The sequence below is a fragment of the Brevundimonas sp. genome (assembly GCF_030682035.1).
GTDB lineage: Bacteria > Pseudomonadota > Alphaproteobacteria > Caulobacterales > Caulobacteraceae > Brevundimonas.
In genome coordinates this window covers 1-21,585 of record NZ_JAUXQZ010000047.1, presented here as the reverse complement: position 1 = coordinate 21,585, position 21,585 = coordinate 1, and the positions used below count along the sequence as shown (strand labels likewise).

Genomic DNA, 21,585 nt, shown 5'->3' with positions numbered 1-21,585 from the left:
GCCCGTTAAGGATGCAGGGCCGATGCTGAGCGACAAAGCCTGGACCCGCCCATGACCGCCTACCGAGCCCGCCTGACCGAGATCGACATCCGCCGCCTGATCAAGGCGACGGACGAGGACGAGCGCGCCGCTGCGGCCCACAAGCTGTGCCGCAGCATGGAGAAGGCGGAACTCCATGACGAGGACCGCGAGGCGGCACGGAAAATCTTGCGCATGCTGGCCCAGGACGCGGCCGAACTGGTGCGGCGCGCGATGGCGGTGACGTTGAAAGCCTCGGACCTGATTCCCCGGGATGTCGCGCGCAAGCTGGCGGCCGATGTCGACAGCGTCGCCTTGCCGCTGATCAATTTCTCACCGGCCTTCACTGATGAGGATCTGATCGAGATCGTTCAGGCTGGATCGCCGCTGCGTCAGGTCGCCGTGGCCGGCCGACCTGATGTCGGCCGGGACGTGGCGACCGAGCTGGCCGAGGTGGGCTGCGAACAGGCTGTGCGCACCCTGTCCGCCAACGACAACGCCGATATCGCCGAGGCGGCGCTGGGCCGCTGCATCGACCGCTTCGGGACCTCGCCCGAGATTGTCGCCGCCATAGCCTACCGTCAGGTTTTGCCGTTGTCCGTGACGGAGCGGCTGGTTGAGCTGGCCTCCGAAGCTGTCCGCGAGCATCTGGTCACCCGCCATGCGGTGGCCCCGGAGACCGCGATCCGCCTCGCCGCCTTCGCCCGCGAACGCGCCACGGTGGATCTGGTCGACCAGGCGTCAAGCCAGGCCGACTTGCCGCAGTTCGTCGCCAAGCTGAACGCACGCCGGGTTTTGACCGCCTCGCTGTTGCTGAGGGCGCTGGCGCGGGGACAGATGGCCCTGTTTGAACACGGGGTGGCTGAACTGGCCGGGACGCCGCACGCGCGAGCCTGGCTGATGATCCATGACGCCGGGCCTTTGGGGTTGAAGGCCATTTATGATCGGGCGGGCCTGCCGCCGCGCCTGTTTCAAGCCTATCGCGCTGGAGTAGATACATGGCGCACGCTTCAGGCCGAGGGCGTGGATACGTCCGGCGACGCCTTCCGCCAGCAGATGCTGGAGCGCTTCCTGACCCAGCGCCCCAACGCGCCACGTGAGGATCTGGCCTATCTGATGGAGCGGCTGGATCACGATCCGCTGCCGGCAAAGGCCCAGGTCAGCGCCGCCGCCTGACAGCAAAACGCCCGCCGGAGGCGGGCGTCAGCGTCGATGGGTGACGGTGACCGGCTCAGCTCCGGTGGTCTGCGACCCGCGCTTCCAGCGTTTCGGCCAGGATCTTGCCGACCGGATGATCGTCGGTCTGGATTTCGTCGCGGACGACGGCCTTGATGGCGTCGATATGGGCGTCTAGCAGCACGATCGGCGCCGCCATGCGCTTGGCGGGATCGTCCATCATCTTGCAAAGCGAACCCGCGAGGCGAGTCACCAGCGGATATTGGTAGGTGGTGCCCAGGCCCTTCAGGTCGTGGGCGCGGAAATAGAGGGCCTCGGCTGTCGCGGCGTTGTAGCCGGAAGCGCGGATGTCGGCCTGAGCCTTGTCCAGCTTGACGATCTCATCCTGCAGCCATTGTCCAAACTGCGACGACATCGCCTGCAAGGCTTGCTCAGCCTTGGCAATGGCGTTGGCGTCGATGCCGCCGAAGCCTCCGCCGACCTTCATGCGAAGGGTGTTGGGAGGGCGAATGACCTGGGCCGGGTTGCTCACGGCTGACTCCTGCGAACGATCTGAAGCAAACCTCGCATTCACGTCATTAAAAAGCGGTGCACGTTCGTCAGGTTGCGAATTGCTCGGCCAGAACCCGCTCCTCGAACGACCGGCCGGCATCGAACAGCATGGTCAGCGCGATGTCGCGGCGTTCACGGACCTCGACGCGGGCTACCCGCCGAATCTCGAGATCGTCAGCCGTGGCGCTGACAGGCCGCTTGTCCGGCTCCAGCACCTCGAAACAGACCTTCGACTGATGCGGCAACAGGGCTCCGCGCCAGCGCCGTGGCCGGAAGGCGCTGATCGGCGTCAGCGCCAGCACCCGCGAGTCGAGCGGAATGATGGGTCCGTGCGCGGACAGGTTATAGGCGGTGGATCCTGCGGCCGTGGCCAGCATGCACCCGTCGCACGATAGTTCCTCCAGCCGGACCCGGCCGTCGACGGTGATCCGCAGCTTGGCGCTCTGGCGCGTCTGGCGTAGCAGCGAGACCTCGTTGATGGCAACGCCGCTGTGCGCCTGTCCGGCCTCGGTCCAGGCGTCCATCTGCAGGGGGTGGATCACCGCGCGTCCGGCGCCCGCCAGCCGCTCGAGCAAACCCTCCTCCTCGAAATCGTTCATCAGGAAGCCGACCGAGCCGCGGTTCATGCCGAACACGGGGGTTCGCTGATCCATGACCGTGTGGAGCGTCTCCAGCATGAAGCCATCGCCGCCGAGCGCGACAATGACCTGGGCGTCGACGGGTTCGACCGAGCCGTAGCGTGCCGTCAGTCGTTCACGGGCTGCTTGCGCCTCGGGCCGATCCGAGGCGGCGAAGGTGATGCGGATGGGGGCCGGCGCTGGTTCGGTCACGAATGTACGCAAGCCGAGCCCGGCGGCGAAGTCAAACGGCGGTTTGCAGCTCGCCGTGATCGGCGCCGATCAGAACCTTGAAAGCGCGCGCCGCAGAACCCCGCGACAGGGCTCCTCTCAGCCAGACAGCCTCGCCCCGATCGCCGGGCAGGGCTTCGTTGAGCTTGCGCAGTTCAACGAGCAGGGACGGGAACACGGCCCGGTCGATTCCGACCGCGGCGCAGGCATAGTAGAGGGCTTCCGGCGTCGGCGCCGATAGAGCCGTGCGCACCTGTCCGACGGTGAACCCGCCCAGCGCGGACAGGCCGTGCTCGAACAGGCTCAGCCGCTTTTCGCGTATCGCGCGGATCAGCAGACCCGCGCGCAACTGCCCGGCGGACTGCAACTTGTCGATCAGTCGCCGTTCCATCTCATCGCGGTCACCCTGATCCAGCGGGCTCTCTTCAGGACTGGAGGGGCGGATGACACCTTCCACCGCGTCATGGACTGCGGCCCCCAACGCCTGTTCATCGACGGTGAAGCGGGCGGCGATCGATTGGCGCAATGCGGTTCCGACCCACTGGTACAACTGTTCGGCCAAGGCCTCGGTCAGCAGCGGATGTCGGGTGAGCGGGCCCCGGAGCGCGGCGATGCGACGGGAATGTTCGACCAGCCGCCGCACGCCCTCGGTGCTGATCTCGGCGGTGCGGTTGGTGGTGAGGGCCATGAGCACAGCCGGTTCAGCCTGTTCTATCACGGCGTCCGCCACCCGTCCGCTGATCTGAGGGCGGCGCGCGACAGCGATCTGGTGTTCCAGCGACGCCTCGATCAGCACGCGCAACAGGTCTTCGTCTTGCAGGATGGGACTGGACTCGAGGATCGGCCGAGCGATCTCGATCTCGTCCAACGCCAGGACATTCACCAGGGCGGCGGGGGCCCATTCAGCGTGGGCCAGTTTCTCTGACAAGGCCTTGCGCACTTCGCGCTCGGCCTGGCGGGCCAGGGTCAGGAATATTTCGCTGAGTACCGGAGACAGTTCTCCTGATGGCGGACAGGCGTCGCAAAGAGCCACGACGCCCAGCAACAGACGCTGGCGAGCTTCCGTGCTGCGATTGTGCGCCAAGGCCACCAGGTCACAGGGCCGCGGAGCGGCGCCGGCGGTGCGGCTGGCGGGCACGAGTTGGACGAGAACCACTGGCGTCTCCGGCGCGCCGACAATGGGTCAGCTCAGGCGAAGCTAGGCCGGGGCCACTAAGACGCGGTTAACGGAAGCTGAATCTTGACGACGGCTTCACACAGCGCGAGCGTGTATGGCTGATCAGAATGAGGATTGAGATCATGGCCGACGGCGCCGCTGTTTCCCTGAAATCCAGGGTGTCCGAGACGGAATGGACCGCACGCGTCGAGTTGGCGGCGCTGTACCGCCTCGTGGCGCTGCAAGGGTGGGACGATATGATCTTCACCCACATCTCGGCGCGCGTGCCGGGACCAGAGCATCATTTCCTGATCAACCCCTACGGCTGGTATTTCGAGGAGATGACGGCGTCCTGCCTCGTCAAGGTCGATCTGGAGGGAAATGTCGTCCAGGAGACGACCAGCTTCATCAATCCGGCGGGATTTACCATCCATTCGGCGATCCACGCTGCGCGTGAAGACGCCCATTTCGTCATCCACCTGCACACTGTGGCCGGTGTCGGCGTGGCGGCGCAGACCGAAGGCCTGCTGCCCATCGGCCAGAACGCCTGCCTGCTTCAGCATCAGGTCGCCTATCACGGCTATGAGGGGCTGGCGCTGAACCACGACGAGCGCGAACGGCTGGTAGCCGATCTGGGCGACAAGCCGCTGATGCTGCTGCGCAACCACGGGACCCTGGCGGTGGGTCAGACCGCGGCCCAGGCCTGGATCGGGATGTTCTTCCTTGAGCGGGCATGCGCCCAGCAGGTGGCGGCCTTGTCGGGAGGGCGTGAGCATGTGCTGTTCGCGCCGGACACAGCCCAGGCGGAAACGAAGGAGCAGGGCAGGGGTATCGGCTTTATCTCCTCCCTGGCCTGGCCGGGCGCCCTGCGGATGCTCGACCGGAAATCACCGGGCTACGACGTGTGAGACTGGCCGGCGGACTTCTGGCCGCGATGGCCTTGGGAGCGGTCGCCGGGCCCGCCGTCGCCGGCCCCTGGACCCAGCCGAGGGGGCAAGGGCAATGGATCGTCAAATACGAGGATATGCGGGCCGACCGTGGCTTTGATCCAGACGGCTTGCTCGCCGACCTGCCGGCCGAACGCCGCGACATGGTCGCCGGGGTGTTCGCTGAGTATGGCGTGACCGACCGGCTGACCGTTCAATTCAAGGGCGACTGGCAGTCGGGCGAGGATGCCTTTGTCGAGTACGAGGGGCGGGGACCGATTGAGATCGGCGTGACCTGGCAGGTGTGGCGCGACGGGCGCGCGGCAGCCAGCCTGTACGCCGGCTATGCCGACGGCGGAGAGGGGCGCAACGCCGGCTACGCGGCTCCCGGCCTCGGCGACAGCGACTGGGAGGTGCGGGCCTCCTTCGGTCGCTCGTTCGGCGGCCCATCGTCCGGTGGATTGGGCCGCTGGGGTCCCAGCGGCTCCTTCATCGATCTACAGGCCGCGCGGCGGATGCGGGAGGGGCTGCCGGACGAGACCCGGATCGACGCCACCGCGGGAGCGCACCTTACCGAGGACTGGATGGTGCTGGCCCAGGCTTTCGCCGGGCAAGCCGACGATGACGGGCCGCGCTGGCTGTCCGTCGAGGCATCGGTTGTTCGCGACTTCGGCGACTGGAGTCTCCAGGCAGGCTGGCGGCAGGCCGTCGCGGGCCGCGAGATCCCCGAAAGCGGCGGCCCGGTCATCGCCCTCTGGCGGCGGTTCTGAGCGCGGCATTGAGGCGCGCGTTTTGGCGACGGAAACCGGAACAGCTTCCGTTACAAGGACTTTAGTTGCGCCGACGGCGTGGGCCGCTCAGCCGGCTCGTTCATTCACCAGAGAGCCTCCGCGTGATCAAACGCCACTTCTTCCTCGTCGCCGCCGCCGTCCTGCTGGGTCTGATGATCGTGGCCGTCGTCCTGAGAATGGCCTTCGCCGGCGAGGAGAAGGCGGGCGGCGGTCCGGGCGGACGGGGCGGCCCCGGCGGCGGGCGCGGTCAGACGGTCTCCGAAGCGGTCATCGGCGCACGGTCCTTCACCGATGAGATTCGGGTGCTGGGGGTGGCGCGGGGCCGCCGGTCGGTCAACATCACCTCCTCGACCAGCGAGCTGATCACCCGCGTCCTGTTCACGGACGGCCAGAGGGTCTCGGCGGGAACGCCTTTGGTCGAACTTCAGGCGCGTGAGGAAGACGCCGGCATCATCGAGGCACGGGCCCAGGTCGCCCAGGCCCAGCGCCAGTTTGATCGCTACAAGACACTGGCGGACCGGGGCATCGCGCCGCGGGTGACCGCCGAGGACGCTGAAACGGCGCTGGCGACGGCGCGGGCCTCCTTGACGGCAGCCCAGGCCCGGCGGGGCGACCGCCTGATCCGCGCCCCGTTCGCGGGCGTCCTGGGGCTCAGCTCCGTGACGGCCGGCACCCTGGTCAATCCGGGCGGCGTCATCACGACCCTGGACGACATCGACGTCGTTCGGGTCGATTTCCCCGTGCCGGAACGCTACTTGGGGGTGCTGCGCGCGGGGACGCCGATCCGGGCGACGATCGACGCCTATGGCGATGAGGCCTTCGGGGGGCGGATCGCCCTGATCGACACCCGCATCAACGAACAGACCCGGGCGGTCACCGCCCGCGCCGAAATTCCGAACCCGGGCGCCCGCATCCGGCCCGGCATGGCCGTGCGGGTCGCCGTCCAGCAGGGCCAGCGTACCGCGCCCGCGGCCCCGGAAGCGGCCGTCCAGTATGAGGGCGACGGGGCCTTCGTCTATCGCATCGCGCGTGGCGACCGCGGCTCGACCGCCCAACGGGTCGAGGTCGAGACCGGTTCGGTCGAAGGCGGGTTCGTCGAAATCCTGTCCGGACTGAACGTCGGTGATCGCATCGTCGGTTCGGGCCTGAACCGCATCCAGCCCGGAGCGCCCGTTCGGGTGGCCGGGCGGGGCGGGGGGCAGGGCGGACGTCGCCCCGCCGGGGCGGCGGCTCCAGCGCGGGGCGCCGCCCAATGATGCTGTCCGATCTCGCTGTCCGTCGACCGGTATTTGCGGCGGTCGCGGCCATCGTTCTTTGCGTTATCGGCGCGGCCGCCTTCTTCTTCCTGCCGGTGCGGGAACTACCCGATGTAGACCCGCCGATCGTTTCGGTCAGCACCAGCTACGCCGGGGCTTCGGCCGAAGTCATCGAGAGCCGGATCACCGAGCCGGTCGAACAACAGATCGCGGGAATCCAGGGCGTCGAGCGGATCAGCTCCTCCAGCCGCGACGGCCGCTCGAACGTCTCCATCGAATTCTCGCTGGACCGCAACATCGATGACGCCGCCAACGATGTGCGTGATCGCGTGTCACGCGTCGTCGGTCGCCTTCCGGATCAGGCCCAGCCACCGGAAGTGTCCAAGGCAGACTCCGACAGCCAGCCCATTATGATCCTGTTCCTCCGCTCGACGGCGATGAACCGGCTGGAGCTGACCGACTACGCCGACCGCTATCTGATTGACCGGCTGGCGACCGTGCCGGGCGTGGCCCAGGTGCAGATCTACGGCGAGCAGCGCTACGCCATGCGCATCTGGCTGGACGCCGCCGCGCTCGCCGCCCGGGGTCTGACCGTCACCGACGTCGAATCCGCGCTGACCGCGCAGAATGTGGAACTCCCCGCCGGGCAGCTGGAGTCGGGACAGAAGGACTATACCGTCCGGGTCGCGCGCACCTATGCGAGGGCCGAGGACTTCCGCCAGCTGCCCATCGGCATCCGCGGCTCGGGAACAGCCGCCGCCGCCCTGACTGGCGGCGCCACCGCTCTGCCCAGCGGCGCGTCCAGCGCCATCCAGGGACAGTCCGGCTATGTCACCCGGCTGGGGGACATCGCGCGTGTCGTCGAGGCGCCGGCTGAGGACCGCCGGCTGTTCCGCGGCAACGGGCAGGACCAGATCGGCCTGGCCGTCACCCGTCAGGCCCAGTCCAACGACCTGGCCATCTCTGAAGGCGTGGGGGCGATGCTTGAGCAGGTGCGGCCCAGCCTGCCGGAGGGGACCGAACTGGTCGTCGGATTGGACAACTCCGTCTTCACAGCCCACGCCATCGATGAAGTCTGGATCACCATAGGCATCTCGCTGGCCCTGGTGGCCCTGGTGAATTTCATCTTCCTGGGCAGTATGCGGGCGGCGTTTATTCCCTCGATCGTGGCTCCGATCTGCCTTCTGTCGACCTTCATCATTCTGGCCCCTCTGGGCTTCTCCCTGAATCTGTTGACCCTGCTGGCGATGGTGCTGGCCATCGGTCTGGTGGTCGATGACGCCATCGTGGTGACCGAGAACATCCAGCGCCGTCTCGATCACGGCGAACCGCCGCTGGTCGCGGCCGAACGCGGCGCGCGGCAGGTGTTCTTCGCCGTTGTGGCGACGACCGTGGTGCTGTTGGCTGTGTTCGCCCCCCTGTTGTTCCTGCCTGGCTATGTCGGCCGACTGTTTGTGGAACTGGCGGCTGCGATCGCGGCCGCCGTGGCGTTCTCGGCCTTTCTGGCGCTTACGCTCTCTCCCATGCTGGCATCGCGCATCCTGCGGCCCGCAAGCAGCAGCGGATGGGTCGCCCGCAAGGTCGATCGCGCCATGGAGGCGCTGCGCAACTCGTACCGGAATTCGCTTCAGGCCCTGCTGGGCAAGCGGATCGCCGTCGTCGGCGTATCGGTGCTGATCCTCGCCGTCGCCGGCGGGGCAGCGGCCATGTTCCTGACCCTGCCCAATGAACTGGTGCCGGCGGAAGATCGCGGCCGGGTGCAGATCCGGGTCCAGGGGCCGGAAGGCGCGGGCTTCGACTACACCCGCAACATCATGATGGGGATCGAGCCGCTCCTCGCCGGGTACAAGGCCAGCGGCGAGGCGAACAGTTTCCTGATCTCCGCGCCCGGCTTCGGCGGCAGCGGCTTCAACTCGGGCAGCGGCAGCCTGATCCTCAGCGACTGGTCTGAACGCGATCGTTCGGCGGACGAGATCGCCCAGGAACTGAACGGCAAGCTGCGCGGCCAGACCGATGCCCAGGTCAACGCTTCGGTCCCAGGCGCCTTCCAGCGCGGTGGCGGCAACTCCAACTCCATCGAGATGGTCGTGACGGGCGCTGAATACGAGGACATCTACAACTGGCTGCAGCCGGTGCTGGCCGCGTCGCTGGAGAACCCCGGATTCTCACGACCGCGCCTGAACTATGAGCCGAACGCCCCGCGCCTGCTGGTGGAAGTCGATCCCGAGAAGGCGGCGGCCCTCGGTGTTTCGTCACAGGCCATCGGCCGGACACTGGAGACGATGTTTGGCTCGCGGCGCGCCACCACCTATCTGCGCGGTGGTCAGGAGTATGACGTCATCCTGCAGACCGAACGCGCCGCGCGCCGCAGTGTCGCCGACCTGGAGGCTCTATACGTTGCAACGGGCTCGGGGCAACTGGTGCCCTTGTCGGCGGTGGTCACCACCGAGACCTCCGGCGATACGCCGGACCGCCGGCGACTGGATCGCCAACGGGCCATTTCGATCTCGGCGGACCTCAACCCCGGCACGACCCTGGTGGATGCGACCGAGTTCATGACCCGCATCGCACGGGAACAGCCGCAGGGTGTCGTCACCACCCAGTGGGGCGGCGCGGCGCGGGATCAACAGGAGGCAGGCGGGGCAGTCGCCGCGGCCTTCGGCCTGGCCTTGCTACTGGTCTTCCTGGTGCTGGCGGCTCAGTTCGAAAGCTGGATCACGCCCGCAGTCATCATGCTGACTGTGCCGCTGGCCGCCGCCGGCGGCCTGTTCGGCCTGGTCATGGCGGGTTCCAGCCTCAACATCTACAGCCAGATCGGCCTGATCATCCTGATCGGCGTGGCGGCCAAGAACGGCATCCTGATCGTTGAGTTCGCCAACCAGCTGCGTGATCAGGGGCGGTCGATCCAGGAGGCGATCATCGAATCGGCGACACTGCGGCTTCGCCCCATCATCATGACCTCGATCGCCACCGCCTTCGGTGCCTTGCCGCTGGTGCTGTGGCAGGGCGCGGGCGCGGGCAGCCGCCAGACCATCGGTGTGGTGATCTTCTCGGGGGCCATGTTCGCGACCCTGCTGACCCTGTTCGTGGTGCCGGTGATCTATGGTGCGCTGGCGCGCTTCACCAGGTCGCCCGAATACACCGCTCGCAAGATCAAAGAGTGGGAAGCCCAGGAGACCACGGCCAACGACCCGGTCCCTGCAGCGGCGGAATAGGCGTCAGGGCTGCGGCGGCGGAGTGTAGCCGGTCTCGATCTTCAGAAAGGCGATGACGTCGCGGCGATCTGTGGCGTCGGGGATGCCGGCGAAGCTCATCTTCGTGCCCTTCAGGAAGGTGCGGGGATTCTCAAGCCAGTCATCCAGCCGACCGGCGTCCCAGACGAAGTCCGCCTCCTGCATCGCCGCCGAATAGTTGAAGCCGGGATGGACGCCTGCCTGACGCCCGAACACGCCGTAGAGATTGGGTCCGGTCATGTTGGGCCCGCCCTCGGTGATGGTGTGGCACGAGCGGCAGCGGGCGAAGGCGCGGCGGCCGTTGTCCAGATCGGCCGCGCTAAAGGGCGCCGGCAGGGTGGCCAACAGCGCGGCTTTTTCTGCGGCCGACGGCGCGGGCCGGACCGGGGCGGCGGGCGCGCTCGCGTCCTCACCCTGGCCTTGGCCGCAGCCGGTCAGCGCGAGCGCGACGAGGGCGATCAGGGCAGGGCGGTGCATCGGCGGTCTCCGGTGGCGTGCGCCCGTGATAGCCCAACCCTGACGGCGAGCAACCGGCTAGGGCGAGAGGACGGGCTGGACGAAAGCCAGTCGCACCTGATAATCAGTGTCAACAGACGCGGACAACCGCGCCGATGATCCATGAGTCCGATGTCCGACACCCTGAAACTCAGCCAGGCCCGCAAGGGCGCGCGCGGCGTCATCGTCAAGGTCGGGGATCACTGCCATCATGACGACGGCCATGCGCTCGAGCTGGAGCGTCGCCTTCTGGAATTGGGTTTTGTCGAGGGCGCGCGCATCGAGCTTCTGTACGAGGGCCTGTTCGGTCGTGACCCCATCGCACTCAAGGTCGATGACATGCGCGTGGCGCTGCGCCGTCACGAAGCTGGCAGCCTGACCGTTCGCCTCGATTCGGCGGCGGCTTGATGGACAGGGCGGTACGCAGCGCGCGGGTCGCGCTCGTCGGCAATCCGAACAGTGGCAAGACGGCTCTGTTCAACGCCCTCACCGGCGCCCACCAGAAGGTCGCCAACTATGCGGGCGTCACCGTGGAGCGGAAGGAAGGCCTGATCCGCTCGCAGGACGGGTGGACCATGGCGGTGCTGGACTTGCCCGGCACCTATTCCCTGCGCGCCCGCAGCCCTGACGAGGAGGTCACCCGCGACGCGGTGCTGGGCCGGCTGGCCGGGGAGGAGACGCCGGACGTGATCGTCGCGGTGGCCGATGCGACCAACCTGCGGCTGGTGCTGCGCCTGGTGCTCGAGCTCAAGGCGGTGGGGCGGCCGATGGTGCTGGCGCTCAACATGTATGACATCGCCCAGCGTCAGGGCCTGCGCATCGACCTCGAACGGCTGTCGTCCGAGCTGGGACTGCCGGTCATGCCGACGACAGCGACGCGAAAGCGCGGCATCGACGAGCTGATCGCCGCGATCGTAGTCGCCGCCAACGCTCTGCCGCCCTCGACGGAAAGCGCCTGGACGGTGCCGGACGCCGACGCCCTGCGCGGCGCGGCGCGTGAGGCGGAGCGGATCATGAAGGCCTGCGTCCATCCGCCGGAACGGCCCGACACCCTGACCGGCAGGATCGATTCCGTCTTGTTGCATCCGGTCGCCGGGCTGCTGATCCTGGGAGCGCTGCTGTTCGTGATGTTCCAGGCCGTCTTCACCTGGGCCACGCCGCTGATGGACGGCATCGAAGCGACCCTGGCCATGCTGGGCGGCTGGGTGGCGGCGGTCATGCCCAATGGCATCTGGCAGAGCCTGATCGTCGATGGCGTGATCTCCGGCGTCGGCAGCGTGCTGGTCTTCCTGCCGCAGATCCTGATCCTGTTCCTGTTCATCATCATGCTTGAGGACTTCGGCTACATGGCCCGGGCCGCCTTCCTGATGGACCGGATCATGGGCGGCGCCGGCCTGCACGGGCGGGCTTTCATTCCCCTGCTCAGCAGTTTCGCCTGCGCCATTCCCGGCGTGATGGCGGCGCGGGTGATCGACAGCAAACGGGACCGGCTGACCACCATCATGGTGGCTCCGCTGATGACCTGTTCGGCGCGCATCCCGGTCTACACCCTGATCATCGCCGCCTTCATTCCGAACCAGACCGTCTGGGGCTTCGCCAACCTGCAGGGTCTGGTGATGTTCGGCCTCTACGCCGCCGGCATCATCAGCGCCCTTGCCGTGTCCTTCGTCATCCGCAAGGTGTTCTGGAGGGGCGCGGTCGAGCCCTTCATGATGGAGCTTCCGGCCTACAAGACTCCGGATTTGAAGAGCGTGTTGTTCAATCTCTGGCTCCGGGCCCGCATCTTCCTGGAGCGAGCCGGGCGGATCATCCTGCCGCTGATGGTCATCGTCTGGGCGCTGGCGACCTTCCCCTATCCCCCCGACGGCGCGACCCAGCCGGCGATCGACTACAGCTTCGCCGGTATGATCGGCCATTCGCTGGAGCCGATCTTCGCCCCCATCGGCTTCAACTGGCAGATGGTCATCGCCCTTGTGCCGGGCATGGCCGCCCGCGAGGTCGCCGTCGCGGCCCTCGGCACGGTCTATGCGGTCGCCGATCCGGAAAGCGCCACCAGCCTGCTGGGCGCGACCCTGGCGGCACAGTGGTCGCTGGCGACGGGCTTGGCCTTCCTCGCCTGGTACGTCTTTGCCCCCCAATGCGTGGCCACTCTGGGTGTGGTCAAGCGTGAGCTGAACTCGTGGAAATGGATGTGGGTCATGGTCGCCTACATGTTCGGCCTGGCGTATCTGGCGGCCTTCGTGACCTATCGGATCGCGGTGGCGCTGGGCGGGGGGTAGGAGCGCCCTGCTTCGCTGAAGCTTCGCAGGGCATCCTGCTTCGCCCCATCCGCTCGGAATTATCCTGCGAAGCCCCTTGGGGCGAAGACAGGATGGTGCCGGCTGCAGGAATCGAACCCGCGACATCCAGTTTACAAAACTGGCGCTCTACCAACTGAGCTAAGCCGGCCGCCGTCTCGACGGGCGGCCCTTATGCTGGCGCGGAGCCTCAGGCGCAAGTCGTGGTCTGGACACGGTCATTCGCCGCGAGCAGGGCCAACAGGGCGAAACTGGCCAGCCAGTGCTCGCCCATATAGTCGCCAGTGACGTGGGGCAGGGCGGCGTCGAGGTGACGCTCCGCCGCCTGGAGGGCGATGGTCTGTCCAGGATCGTCGGCGGCCAGCGCTGAAGCGATTTCCCGCCAACACCAGGCCCGGCTCAGGTTCAGCCCGTCCAGATGCGCGATCTTGCCGTCGGACCGGTCGCTGACGTCGACCGGCAGGAACAGGGTCGCGGGTTCGGGTCGTTCGAGGCGTGGCAGGAATGCGTCGAACCATTCGGCGAACGCTGACGGAGCCATCACCCGCCGCATCAGCACGGCCTCCATCAGGGCCGGCGACAGGAACTCATCCTGCGACGGTTCCCAAGCCTGACAGTCGCGATCGGTCGAATGCCAGCACAGTGCGCGGTCCCGGCACAGGGCCGCGAGGTCGGCGTCTCCCACAGCCTCGGCGTAGTCGAGCGCCAGCCTCAGGGCGAATGCGGTGTTGTAGTGGGTGCCGACCCGGACCGGATAATCCGCCAGCGGCAGGAAGTCGGTGAACCGTTTGGCGAAGGCCAGCGTCAGGGGGCGCAAGGTCCCGGCGTGGCCGTCGCCGTGCCGCTCCAGCTCCGCCGCCAGCATCAACAGCCATGCCCAGCCGTAGGGCCGCTCGAAGCCCCTGCTGCCGGGGCGGTCCAGATAGACGGTTTCGGCAGTGACGTTCTGCGGCGTGAACATCTCGTCCGCAAGCGTCCGGATGCGCCCGGCCTCGGGCATGTCCGGATAAAGCCGCAGGAGGGTGAACAGCGTCCACCAGCCGTGCACGCATGAATGCCAGTCGAAGCTGCCGAAGAAGATCGGGTGCAGGGCGCGCGGGCCCTGGACATCCGCTGGCCCTGCGAGGACGTGGTCCATCTTGTTCGGATATTCGCGGGTCACATGGCCGAGGGCGGCGGCGGCGAAGCGAGAGGCGGTGGCGGCGTCCAGGCGGTGGGTCATACTCAGAACCGGAAGGCCAGGAAGTACATCAGCGCCATATTGACGCCGAGCAGGATCAGGGCCGTGGGGAGCTGGGCGCGAATGACGCCGTTCAGGGGCAGGTTGCGATCCGGAAGTTCCAGAAGATTGGCCGGCACCACGTTGAAATTGGCCGCCATCGGCGTCATCAGCGTGCCGCAGAAGCCGGCCAGCATGCCGATGGCGCAGACGATGGCGGGATCACCCCCGAACTGGCCGACCACGAAGGGCAGGCCAATGGCGGCGGTCATCACGGGGAAGGCGGCGAAGGCGTTGCCCATGATGATGGTGAACAGGGCCATGCCCAGACAGTAGGCCGCCACGGCCAGGAGCGGCGAACTCATCGGCACAGCTTGGGTGACGAGTTCTCCGACCACGCCGCCGACATCCGCGGCGAGAAAGACGGCGCCCAGCGAGGCCAGCATCTGCGGCAGCAGGGCCGCCCAGCCGATCGAATCCATCAACCGCCGCCCTTCCTGTACCGGGGCCATGACTGGCGGACGCAGCCAGACCATGGCGACGGCGAGGGCGACGACACAGCCGAGGCCGAGGGCGATCAAGGTGGTCTGGGTCGGGGAGATCAGCCAGGCGCCGAAGCTGGTGTGCTTGGCCGCCAGCGTGCCGCCGACGGCGATCAGGGGCACGATCAGGGCCGGAATGAACAGGGCGTCGCGCCGGCGGGCCGCGCTCTCGCGCCGTTCCTCCAGCGTGGTCCCGGACGGATGACCGACCCCCAGCTTCTTCAACCCGCCGACGGCGACGAGCGCCAGCACCAGTAGACCATTGCCGAGACCGCCCAGCCACGAGCCGAACAACATCGAGACGGCGATCAGGCCCCAGAAGACGGCGCTGCGGATACGGGTCGGGTGTTCAGCGTCGCGCAGGGTCAGGATGGCGAAGGCCAGGAACATCAGCCCGACGAGGATATAGGCGTGCTCAAGTGTGATCATTGGCCCGCCTCCGCGTCACGCGCGGCGAGGTCGCGGCTTATCTCGCGGTCGAACAGCAGCAGCCGGACCCCGTGGACGGCGAAGGCCGCGATGGCCGTTGGAATGGCCCAGACCGACATCTGCAGCGGCTCGACGATGATCCCCGCCTGTTCGAGGAAGCCGACCATCAGGACGATCGAGCCGATGGCGATGAAGATGTCCTCGCCGAAGAACAGGCCGATGTTGTCGGTGGCGGCGGCCATGCCGCGGATGCGGAAGCGGACCTTGTCGGGCAGGTCGCCGCCCGCCTGGATCTCCGCTGCGCCTTCGGCCATCGGCGCGACCAGCGGCCGGACCATCTGCGGATGTCCGCCCAGAGAGGTCAGGCCCAGCGCCGAAGTCGCCTGGCGCACCAGCAGATAGGTAAGCAGCAGCCGCCCGGCGGTGGCCGCCTTGACCTTGGCGACCAGCATCCGCGCCCGCTCCTGCAGGCCGGCCCGCTCGAGCAGGCCAATGACCGGCAGGATCAGCCATGTGATGTGGAAATAGCGGTTGTCGTTGAAGGCCTCCCCGAAGGCCGCCAGCGTATCGACCCCGGCCTTCGCCAGCGCCCGGAGGTCGACGCCGGGCGCCACCGCGGCCGTCACCCCGGTGACGATGGCGGCAATCAGTATGACCAGCAGCGGATTGATCCGGGCGACGAAGCCCCCGACCACGACCGCTATTCCCAGAAGCACCAGCATCGGATTCTCCCCTTGCACGGATGGTTGCCCCGAACGGCCGGTTCAGGAAGCCTTTTTGGCGCCGAAGCCGCCGCCGCCGGGGGTTTCGATGACGAAGACATCGCCCGCGGCCATACCGACCTCGGCCGTTGCGCCCAACTGTTCGACCGAGCCATCGGCCCGTTCGACCCGGTTCACGCCGATCGCCCCGTCGTTGCCGCCTGCCGCCCCGAAAGGCGCTGTGCGCCTGTGATTGGACAGGATGGCCGCGGTCAAGGGTTCAAGAAAGCGCACCCGCCGGACGGCGCCGTCTCCGCCCCGGTTCGCGCCGTCGCCGCCCGAGCCCCGGCGGATGGAGAATTCCTCCAGCAGGACGGGAAAGCGGGTCTCCAGGACCTCCGGGTCGGTCAGCCGGCTGTTGGTCATGTGTGTCTGAACCGCAGAGGCGCCGCCGAAGCCGGGTCCCGCGCCGGAGCCGCCGGCGATGGTTTCATAGTACTGGCGGGCGTCGTCGCCGAAGGTGAAATTGTTCATGGTTCCCTGGCTGGCGGCCAGCACGCCAAGGGCTCCGTAGAGGCAATCGACCACCGCCTGGCTGGTCTCGACATTGCCCGCCACCACCGCGGCGGGATAGCGGGGGTTGAGCATCGAGTGTTCGGGCACGATCAGCCGGATCGGCTTCAGACAGCCCTCGTTCAGCGGAATGGCGTCGTCCACAAGCGTGCGGAAGACATAAAGGGTTGCTGCCCGCGTGATCGACAGCGGGGCGTTGAAGTTGTTGAGCCGCTGGCCGCTGGTCCCGGTGAAGTCGACCACAGCGCTGCGGGCGGCCGGGTCTACGTCGATCCGCACACGGATGACCGCCCCGTCGTCCATCTCCAGCGCGAACGAGCCCGGCTTCAGCGCCGCGATGGCCCGCCGCACGGCTTCTTCGGCATTGTCCTGGACGTGGCCCATATAGGCGGCGACCACCGGCCGTCCGAACTCGGCGACCATGCGTGTCAGTTCGCCGCCGCCGCGGGCGCAGGAGGCGACCTGGGCCTTCAGGTCGGCCATGTTCTGATCGACATTGCGCGACGGATACCGGCCAGAGGCGAACAGGGCGCGGGTTTCGGCATCCCTCAGCCGGCCCGCGTCGATCAGCAGGAAGTCATCGATCAGGACGCCCTCCTCCTCGACCGATCGCGACGAGGGCGGCATTGATCCCGGGGTGATCCCGCCAACGTCGGCGTGGTGGCCCCGCGCCGCGACGAAGAAGCCGGGGGTTTCGTCGTCTTCGAGGAAGACCGGCATGATGACGGTGATGTCGGGCAGGTGGGTGCCGCCATTGTAGGGCGCGTTCAGCATATAGACGTCGCCACGGATCATGCCCCGGCCGTCCGCGCCGCTGCCGCGTGAGCCGATGACGGTGCGGATGCTCTCGCCCATCGAGCCGAGGTGGACGGGGATATGCGGGGCGTTGGCGATCAGGGCGCCGGTCGCGTCGAAGATGGCGCAAGAGAAGTCCAGCCGCTCCTTGATGTTGACCGAATAGGCCGTGGCCCGCAGCGCCTCGCCCATCTGTTCGGCGCAGGCCATGAAGCGGCTGTTGAAAACCTCGAGCATGATCGGATCGTCGTCCGTTCCGATCGCGGTCCGGGCGGGCAGGGGGGTGGTGCGCTCCAGGATCAGGTTCAGGGCGGCGTCAGCCGAGGCGCGCCAGCCCGGCTCGACGACGGTGGTGCCGGTGTCCTCCAGAATGATGGCTGGCCCATCGACGGCGGCCTCGGGTCCGAAGTCGCTGCGGCGATAGACGGGCGCATCATGGCCTGCGCCCGCCATGCGTACCGGGACTCGCGTGACGGCGGTCGGGACCCGACCCGATGGGCCGCCGACGACCGTCGCCGGGGTCTGGCCCGAGGCGGCGACCGCCTCGACCTCCAGCGTTTCGACCATCAGGGCCCTGTCCTCGGCGAAGAACCCGAAGCGCAGCCGGTGCAGGGCCTCGAAGGCGGCGCGCATCCGGTCTGCGGAGTCAAAGGGCACGGAAAGCGGCGTGTCCGACCCGGCGAATTTGATCTCGGCACGGACCAGGGCGGTCTGGGCGGAGTCGGGGAAGCCCTGGGCCGTCAGGTCGCCGCGCGCCCGGGCCTCGAGATCGGCGACCAGGGCGACGAGGGCCGTGTCGCCGACCGCCTCCAGCGGGGCCGCCACGGTGGTCTGGCGGATGGCGCGGACCTCGGCCAGACCCATGCCGAAGGCTGACAGGACGCCTGCGAATGGATGCAGCATGACGCGGGTCATGCCGAGGGCGTCGGCGACGAGGCAGGCGTGCTGTCCGCCGGCCCCGCCGAAACAGTTGAGCACATAGCGGGTGACGTCATAGCCCCGCTGGATTGAGACCGACTTGATCGCCTCGGCCATGTTCTGCACCGCAATGGTGATGAAGCCCTCGGCGAGGGTCTCGGGCGTGGCAGTCCGGCCGGTGGCGCGCGTGACCTCGGCAGCCAGCGCTTCGAACCGGCCGCGCACCGCCTCTGCGTCGAGCGGCTCGTCGCCGTCGAGGCCGAACACCGCCGGGAACTGGTCGGGCCGCAGCTTGCCCAGCATGACATTGCAGTCGGTGACCGTCAGCGGCCCGCCGCGGCGGTAGGCCGCCGGTCCGGGCACGGCGCCCGCCGACTGCGGCCCGACCCTCAGTCGCGATCCGTCGAACCGGCAGATCGAGCCGCCGCCGGCCGCCACCGTATGGATACTGAGCATAGGCGCGCGCAGTCGCACCCCGGCCACCACGGCGTCGGAGGTCCGCTCATAGTCGCCGGCGAAATGCGAAACGTCGGTCGAGGTGCCGCCCATGTCGAAGCCGATGACCCGGTCGAAGGCCGCCGCCCGCGCGGTCTCGGCCATGCCGACCACCCCGCCCGCCGGTCCGGAGAGGATGGCGTCCTTGCCGCGAAAAGCCTCGGCCGCCGTCAGTCCGCCGCTGGACTGCATGAATAGCAGCCGGGTTGAGGAACCGAGATCGGCGCTGACGCGGTCCACATAGGCCCTGAGGATCGGCGACAGATAGGCGTCCGCCACCGTGGTGTCGCCGCGCCCGATCAGCTTGATCAACGCCCCCACCTCGTGGCTGACCGAGATCTGCTCGAAGCCGATCTCGCGGGCGATCTCCGCCAGCCGCCGCTCGTGGTCGCTGAAGCGCCAGCCGTGCACCAGCACGATGGCGACGGCCCGGAACCCGGCCGCGCGAGCCGCTGTCAGATCCGACCGCGCCTTGCGCTCATTCAGCGTCCGGTCGACGCCGCCATCAGCCCGCACCCGTTCGTCGATCTCGATGACCCGGTCATAGAGCTGGTCGTTCAGCACGATATGGCGGGCGAAGAGGTCGGGCCGGCTCTGCCAGCCGATGCGCAGGGCGTCGCCGAAGCCGCGGGTGATGGCCAAGGCTACCGGCTCGCCCTTGCGTTCCAGCAGGGCGTTGGTCGCCACGGTTGTGCCCATGCGGACTTCGGCGACCAGCCCGATGGGGAGGGGGCCGCCTCGGACGTCCAGAACTCGCCGAACGCCTTCGACCGCTGCGTCGGCATACTGTTCCGGATTGTCTGACAGCAGCTTGCGGGTCTGCAGAGACCCGTCCGGCGCGCGGGCGACGATGTCGGTGAAGGTGCCGCCCCGGTCGATCCAGAAGCGCCAGCCCGCCGCCGTTCCGGTCTGTGCGCCACTCATGATCCGCTCCGACTCGCTCATTCCCGTCTGCTTATCGCAGACTTCGCCGCCTCTGTTGGACCTGAGGCCTGTCGCGAGGCGTCTTCGGTTGCTAGATCGACCGTACCAGACCGGGGACGCACAATGACCGACACGATCGCACTGAACCACTGGATCAACGGTGAAGCGGTCGCGGCCGAGCGTCCGGGCGAGAGCCTCAATCCATCGGATACCCGCGAGGTGGTCGCCCGCACCCCTGACGGCGGCGAGGCTGAGGTCAATGCGGCGGTGGCGGCGGCCAAGGCGGCCTTCCCGGCGTGGTCCGAGGCCTCGCCCGAACTGCGCTCGGACATTCTCGATCGCGCCGGAACACTGGTGATGGAGCGGCGCGAGGCGCTGGGCCGGCTGCTGTCGCGCGAAGAGGGCAAGACCCTGGCCGAGGGGATAGGCGAGACCGTCCGCGCCGGGCGGGTGCTGAAATATTTCGCGGGCGAGGCCCTGAGGGTTCACGGCCAGAACCTCGCCTCGGTCCGGCCTGGCGTGGAGATCCAGACCTATCGTCAGGCGGTCGGCGTCTATGGCCTGATCACGCCGTGGAATTTCCCCATCGCCATTCCGGCCTGGAAGGCCGCCCCGGCCCTTGCGTTCGGCAATACGGTGGTGATGAAACCCGCCGGCCCGACGCCCGCGACGGCCGAGGCGCTGGTCGCCATCCTGCATGAGGCGGGCCTGCCCAAGGGCGTGCTGAACCTCGTCATCGGGCGCGGTCGGGTGGGACAGGCGATTGTCGACCATCCCGACGTGGACGGCCTGAGCTTCACGGGTTCGCAAGGCGTCGGCGCGGGCGTGGCGGCGGGCGCCGTGCGGCGTCAGGCCCGGGTCCAGCTGGAGATGGGCGGCAAGAATCCCCTGATCGTGCTCGACGACGCCGATCTTGACCGGGCGGTCCAGATTGCTCTCGACGGCTCTTTCTTCGCCACCGGCCAACGCTGCACGGCCTCCAGCCGGCTGATCGTGCAGGACGGGATCCACGACCGCTTCGTCGCGGTTCTGGCCGAACGCGTCGCCGCGCTGCGTGTCGGCGATGCGCTGGACCCGGACACCCAGATGGGGCCCGCCGTGTCCGAGGATCAGATGGAGACCTCCTACCGCTACATCGAGGTGGCGCGGGGCGAGGGCGGTCGGGTGGTCACCGGTGGCGAGAGATTGCAAATGGAGAAGCCGGGCTGGTACGTCCAGCCGACCCTGATCGCCGACACCAACGCCGGAATGCGGATCAACAATGAGGAAGTGTTCGGCCCCGTCGCCTCGACCATCCGCGTCAAGGACTACGAACAGGCCCTGGAGATCGCCAACGGCGTCGAGTTCGGCCTGTCGGCGGGCATCGTCACCAGTTCGCTGAAATACGCCCGCGATTTCCAGCGTCGCGCCAGGGCGGGGATGACCATGGTCAATCTGCCGACCGCCGGCGTCGACTATCATGTCCCGTTCGGCGGATCGAAATCGTCCAGCTACGGCGCCCGCGAGCAGGGATTCGCGGCGGTGGAATTCTTCACCCAGACGAAGACGAGTTATTCTGCCGGCTGAGGAAAGACGAGCTTGCCGGGCCGTACTTGCCCAGCAGGACGATGGCGGAGAGGGTGGGATTCGAACCCACGGTGCCCGCAAAGGCACGCCGCATTTCGAGTGCGGTACATTCGACCACTCTGCCACCTCTCCGCGGTGCCGTAGGACGCTTGGTCGAGCGAGCGGCTTCTCTAATGGGCGACGGCCTGCGCCGCAAGCGGCCTGTCCAGAAATCGCTTCAACGCTGCGCGGGCAGGGGAAGTCCAAGGGCCTCGCCGGTCGCCAGGTCGCCGTCGATGACGCGGAAAAGCTCGGCAGGGCGGCCACCGGTGGCGGCGGAGAGACGGCCCGTCGGCTCGACCAGGCCGGTGCGTTCGACGCCGCGGCGGAAATTCTGTTTGTGCAGCGACAGGCCCGTCACGGCCTCGGCGGCGATCTGGAGGTCGGACAGGGTGAAGGTCGCGGGCATCAGGTCGAAGAGTACCGGGCGATATTTCAGCTTGCTGCGCAACCGGCCGAGGCCGGTGGCAAGGATGCGGCGGTGGTCCGAGGCCATGGCGCGGCCGGGTGCCGTTCGGAGCGGCGGTCGGTCCTGGTCGCGAGCGGCCTCCGCGACCAGTCCGGCCTCGTAGAGCAACTCATAGCGGTCGAGGACGCGGCCTTCATTCCAGCGATGGGAAGGGGCCGAGGCGAACA

16 protein-coding genes, 2 tRNA genes and 1 pseudogene are annotated in these 21,585 nt (G+C 67.9%); 8 read left to right on the top strand and 11 right to left on the bottom strand.

The genetic code is table 11. The annotated features are described in order from the left end of the window. The first annotated feature begins 51 nt into the window (after nucleotides 1–51). Nucleotides 52–1,194: a DUF2336 domain-containing protein gene (locus Q8K49_RS14405; protein WP_305306785.1), complete on the top strand. Its 1,143-nt coding sequence runs from the start codon at nucleotides 52–54 to the stop codon at nucleotides 1,192–1,194. A gap of 55 nt (nucleotides 1,195–1,249) precedes the next feature. On the opposite strand, the gene Q8K49_RS14400 is transcribed toward Q8K49_RS14405, so the two are convergent. The 3 genes from Q8K49_RS14400 to Q8K49_RS14390 all read right to left on the bottom strand — a co-directional run bounded on the left by Q8K49_RS14400 (nucleotide 1,250) and on the right by Q8K49_RS14390 (nucleotide 3,750). Next, nucleotides 1,250–1,726 (bottom strand): Hpt domain-containing protein, encoded by a 477-nt coding sequence (locus Q8K49_RS14400; RefSeq protein WP_305306784.1) that lies wholly within the window; start codon nucleotides 1,724–1,726, stop codon nucleotides 1,250–1,252. A gap of 67 nt (nucleotides 1,727–1,793) precedes the next feature. Further along, nucleotides 1,794–2,576 carry an NAD kinase gene (locus Q8K49_RS14395; protein ID WP_305306783.1) on the bottom strand — a complete coding sequence of 261 codons (783 nt, stop codon included), beginning with the start codon at nucleotides 2,574–2,576 and terminating at the stop codon, nucleotides 1,794–1,796. A gap of 31 nt (nucleotides 2,577–2,607) precedes the next feature. Beyond that, on the bottom strand, nucleotides 2,608–3,750 hold the full coding sequence (locus tag Q8K49_RS14390; protein ID WP_305306782.1) for a DUF2336 domain-containing protein: 1,143 nt from the start codon (nucleotides 3,748–3,750) through the stop codon (nucleotides 2,608–2,610). A gap of 143 nt (nucleotides 3,751–3,893) precedes the next feature. Here Q8K49_RS14390 and Q8K49_RS14385 point away from each other — a divergent pair, with 143 nt between their 5' ends. From Q8K49_RS14385 to Q8K49_RS14370, 4 genes are all read left to right on the top strand, one after another. Then, the gene (locus Q8K49_RS14385; RefSeq protein WP_305306781.1) at nucleotides 3,894–4,658 is read left to right on the top strand and encodes a class II aldolase/adducin family protein; all 765 of its coding nucleotides are present in this window, start codon (nucleotides 3,894–3,896) and stop codon (nucleotides 4,656–4,658) included. Continuing rightward, nucleotides 4,655–5,446, top strand: a complete 792-nt coding sequence (locus tag Q8K49_RS14380; RefSeq protein WP_305306780.1) for a hypothetical protein — start codon at nucleotides 4,655–4,657, stop codon at nucleotides 5,444–5,446. Before Q8K49_RS14385 ends, Q8K49_RS14380 begins: the two co-directional genes overlap by 4 nt. A 122-nt stretch (nucleotides 5,447–5,568) precedes the next feature. After that, complete coding sequence (locus tag Q8K49_RS14375; RefSeq protein ID WP_305306779.1) at nucleotides 5,569–6,723, top strand: efflux RND transporter periplasmic adaptor subunit; 1,155 nt, start codon at nucleotides 5,569–5,571, stop codon at nucleotides 6,721–6,723. Next, on the top strand, nucleotides 6,723–9,938 hold the full coding sequence (locus tag Q8K49_RS14370) for an efflux RND transporter permease subunit (RefSeq protein WP_305306840.1): 3,216 nt from the start codon (nucleotides 6,723–6,725) through the stop codon (nucleotides 9,936–9,938). Before Q8K49_RS14375 ends, Q8K49_RS14370 begins: the two co-directional genes overlap by 1 nt. Before the next feature lie 3 nt (nucleotides 9,939–9,941). On the opposite strand, the gene Q8K49_RS14365 is transcribed toward Q8K49_RS14370, so the two are convergent. Continuing rightward, nucleotides 9,942–10,433: a cytochrome c family protein gene (locus Q8K49_RS14365; RefSeq protein ID WP_305306778.1), complete on the bottom strand. Its 492-nt coding sequence runs from the start codon at nucleotides 10,431–10,433 to the stop codon at nucleotides 9,942–9,944. A gap of 150 nt (nucleotides 10,434–10,583) precedes the next feature. On the opposite strand from Q8K49_RS14365, the gene Q8K49_RS14360 reads away from it, so the two are divergent. Both Q8K49_RS14360 and Q8K49_RS14355 read left to right on the top strand, forming a co-directional pair. Beyond that, nucleotides 10,584–10,859 (top strand): FeoA family protein, encoded by a 276-nt coding sequence (locus Q8K49_RS14360; RefSeq protein WP_305306777.1) that lies wholly within the window; start codon nucleotides 10,584–10,586, stop codon nucleotides 10,857–10,859. After that, nucleotides 10,859–12,730: a ferrous iron transporter B gene (locus Q8K49_RS14355; protein WP_305306776.1), complete on the top strand. Its 1,872-nt coding sequence runs from the start codon at nucleotides 10,859–10,861 to the stop codon at nucleotides 12,728–12,730. The genes Q8K49_RS14360 and Q8K49_RS14355 overlap by 1 nt, the downstream gene beginning before the upstream one ends. 93 nt (nucleotides 12,731–12,823) lie before the next feature. Here the strand turns inward: Q8K49_RS14355 and Q8K49_RS14350 are convergent. The 5 genes from Q8K49_RS14350 to Q8K49_RS14330 all read right to left on the bottom strand — a co-directional run bounded on the left by Q8K49_RS14350 (nucleotide 12,824) and on the right by Q8K49_RS14330 (nucleotide 19,344). Further along, nucleotides 12,824–12,899: transfer RNA gene (locus Q8K49_RS14350), tRNA-Thr, on the bottom strand. Between the two features lie 39 nt (nucleotides 12,900–12,938). After that, nucleotides 12,939–13,970 (bottom strand): DUF2891 domain-containing protein, encoded by a 1,032-nt coding sequence (locus Q8K49_RS14345; protein ID WP_305306775.1) that lies wholly within the window; start codon nucleotides 13,968–13,970, stop codon nucleotides 12,939–12,941. Nucleotides 13,971–13,972: 2 nt separating this feature from the next. Then, a complete protein-coding gene (locus Q8K49_RS14340) occupies nucleotides 13,973–14,938 on the bottom strand; it encodes a DUF979 domain-containing protein (protein ID WP_305306774.1) in 966 nt (321 codons plus the stop codon). After that, nucleotides 14,935–15,660, bottom strand: coding sequence for a DUF969 domain-containing protein (locus Q8K49_RS14335; protein ID WP_305306773.1), 726 nt, complete (start codon nucleotides 15,658–15,660; stop codon nucleotides 14,935–14,937). The genes Q8K49_RS14340 and Q8K49_RS14335 overlap by 4 nt, the downstream gene beginning before the upstream one ends. Nucleotides 15,661–15,702: 42 nt before the next feature. After that, on the bottom strand, nucleotides 15,703–19,344 hold the full coding sequence (locus Q8K49_RS14330; RefSeq protein ID WP_305306772.1) for a hydantoinase B/oxoprolinase family protein: 3,642 nt from the start codon (nucleotides 19,342–19,344) through the stop codon (nucleotides 15,703–15,705). A 123-nt stretch (nucleotides 19,345–19,467) separates the two neighbouring features. Here Q8K49_RS14330 and Q8K49_RS14325 point away from each other — a divergent pair, with 123 nt between their 5' ends. Beyond that, entirely contained in the window at nucleotides 19,468–20,910 is a 1,443-nt protein-coding gene (locus tag Q8K49_RS14325) for an aldehyde dehydrogenase family protein (protein ID WP_305306771.1), read from the top strand. A 42-nt stretch (nucleotides 20,911–20,952) separates the two neighbouring features. Here Q8K49_RS14325 and Q8K49_RS14320 read toward each other — a convergent pair. Further along, nucleotides 20,953–21,042, bottom strand: a tRNA-Ser gene (locus tag Q8K49_RS14320). 85 nt (nucleotides 21,043–21,127) lie between these two features. Then, nucleotides 21,128–21,585 (bottom strand): annotated as a pseudogene (locus Q8K49_RS14315) (NAD regulator); the annotation flags it as partial.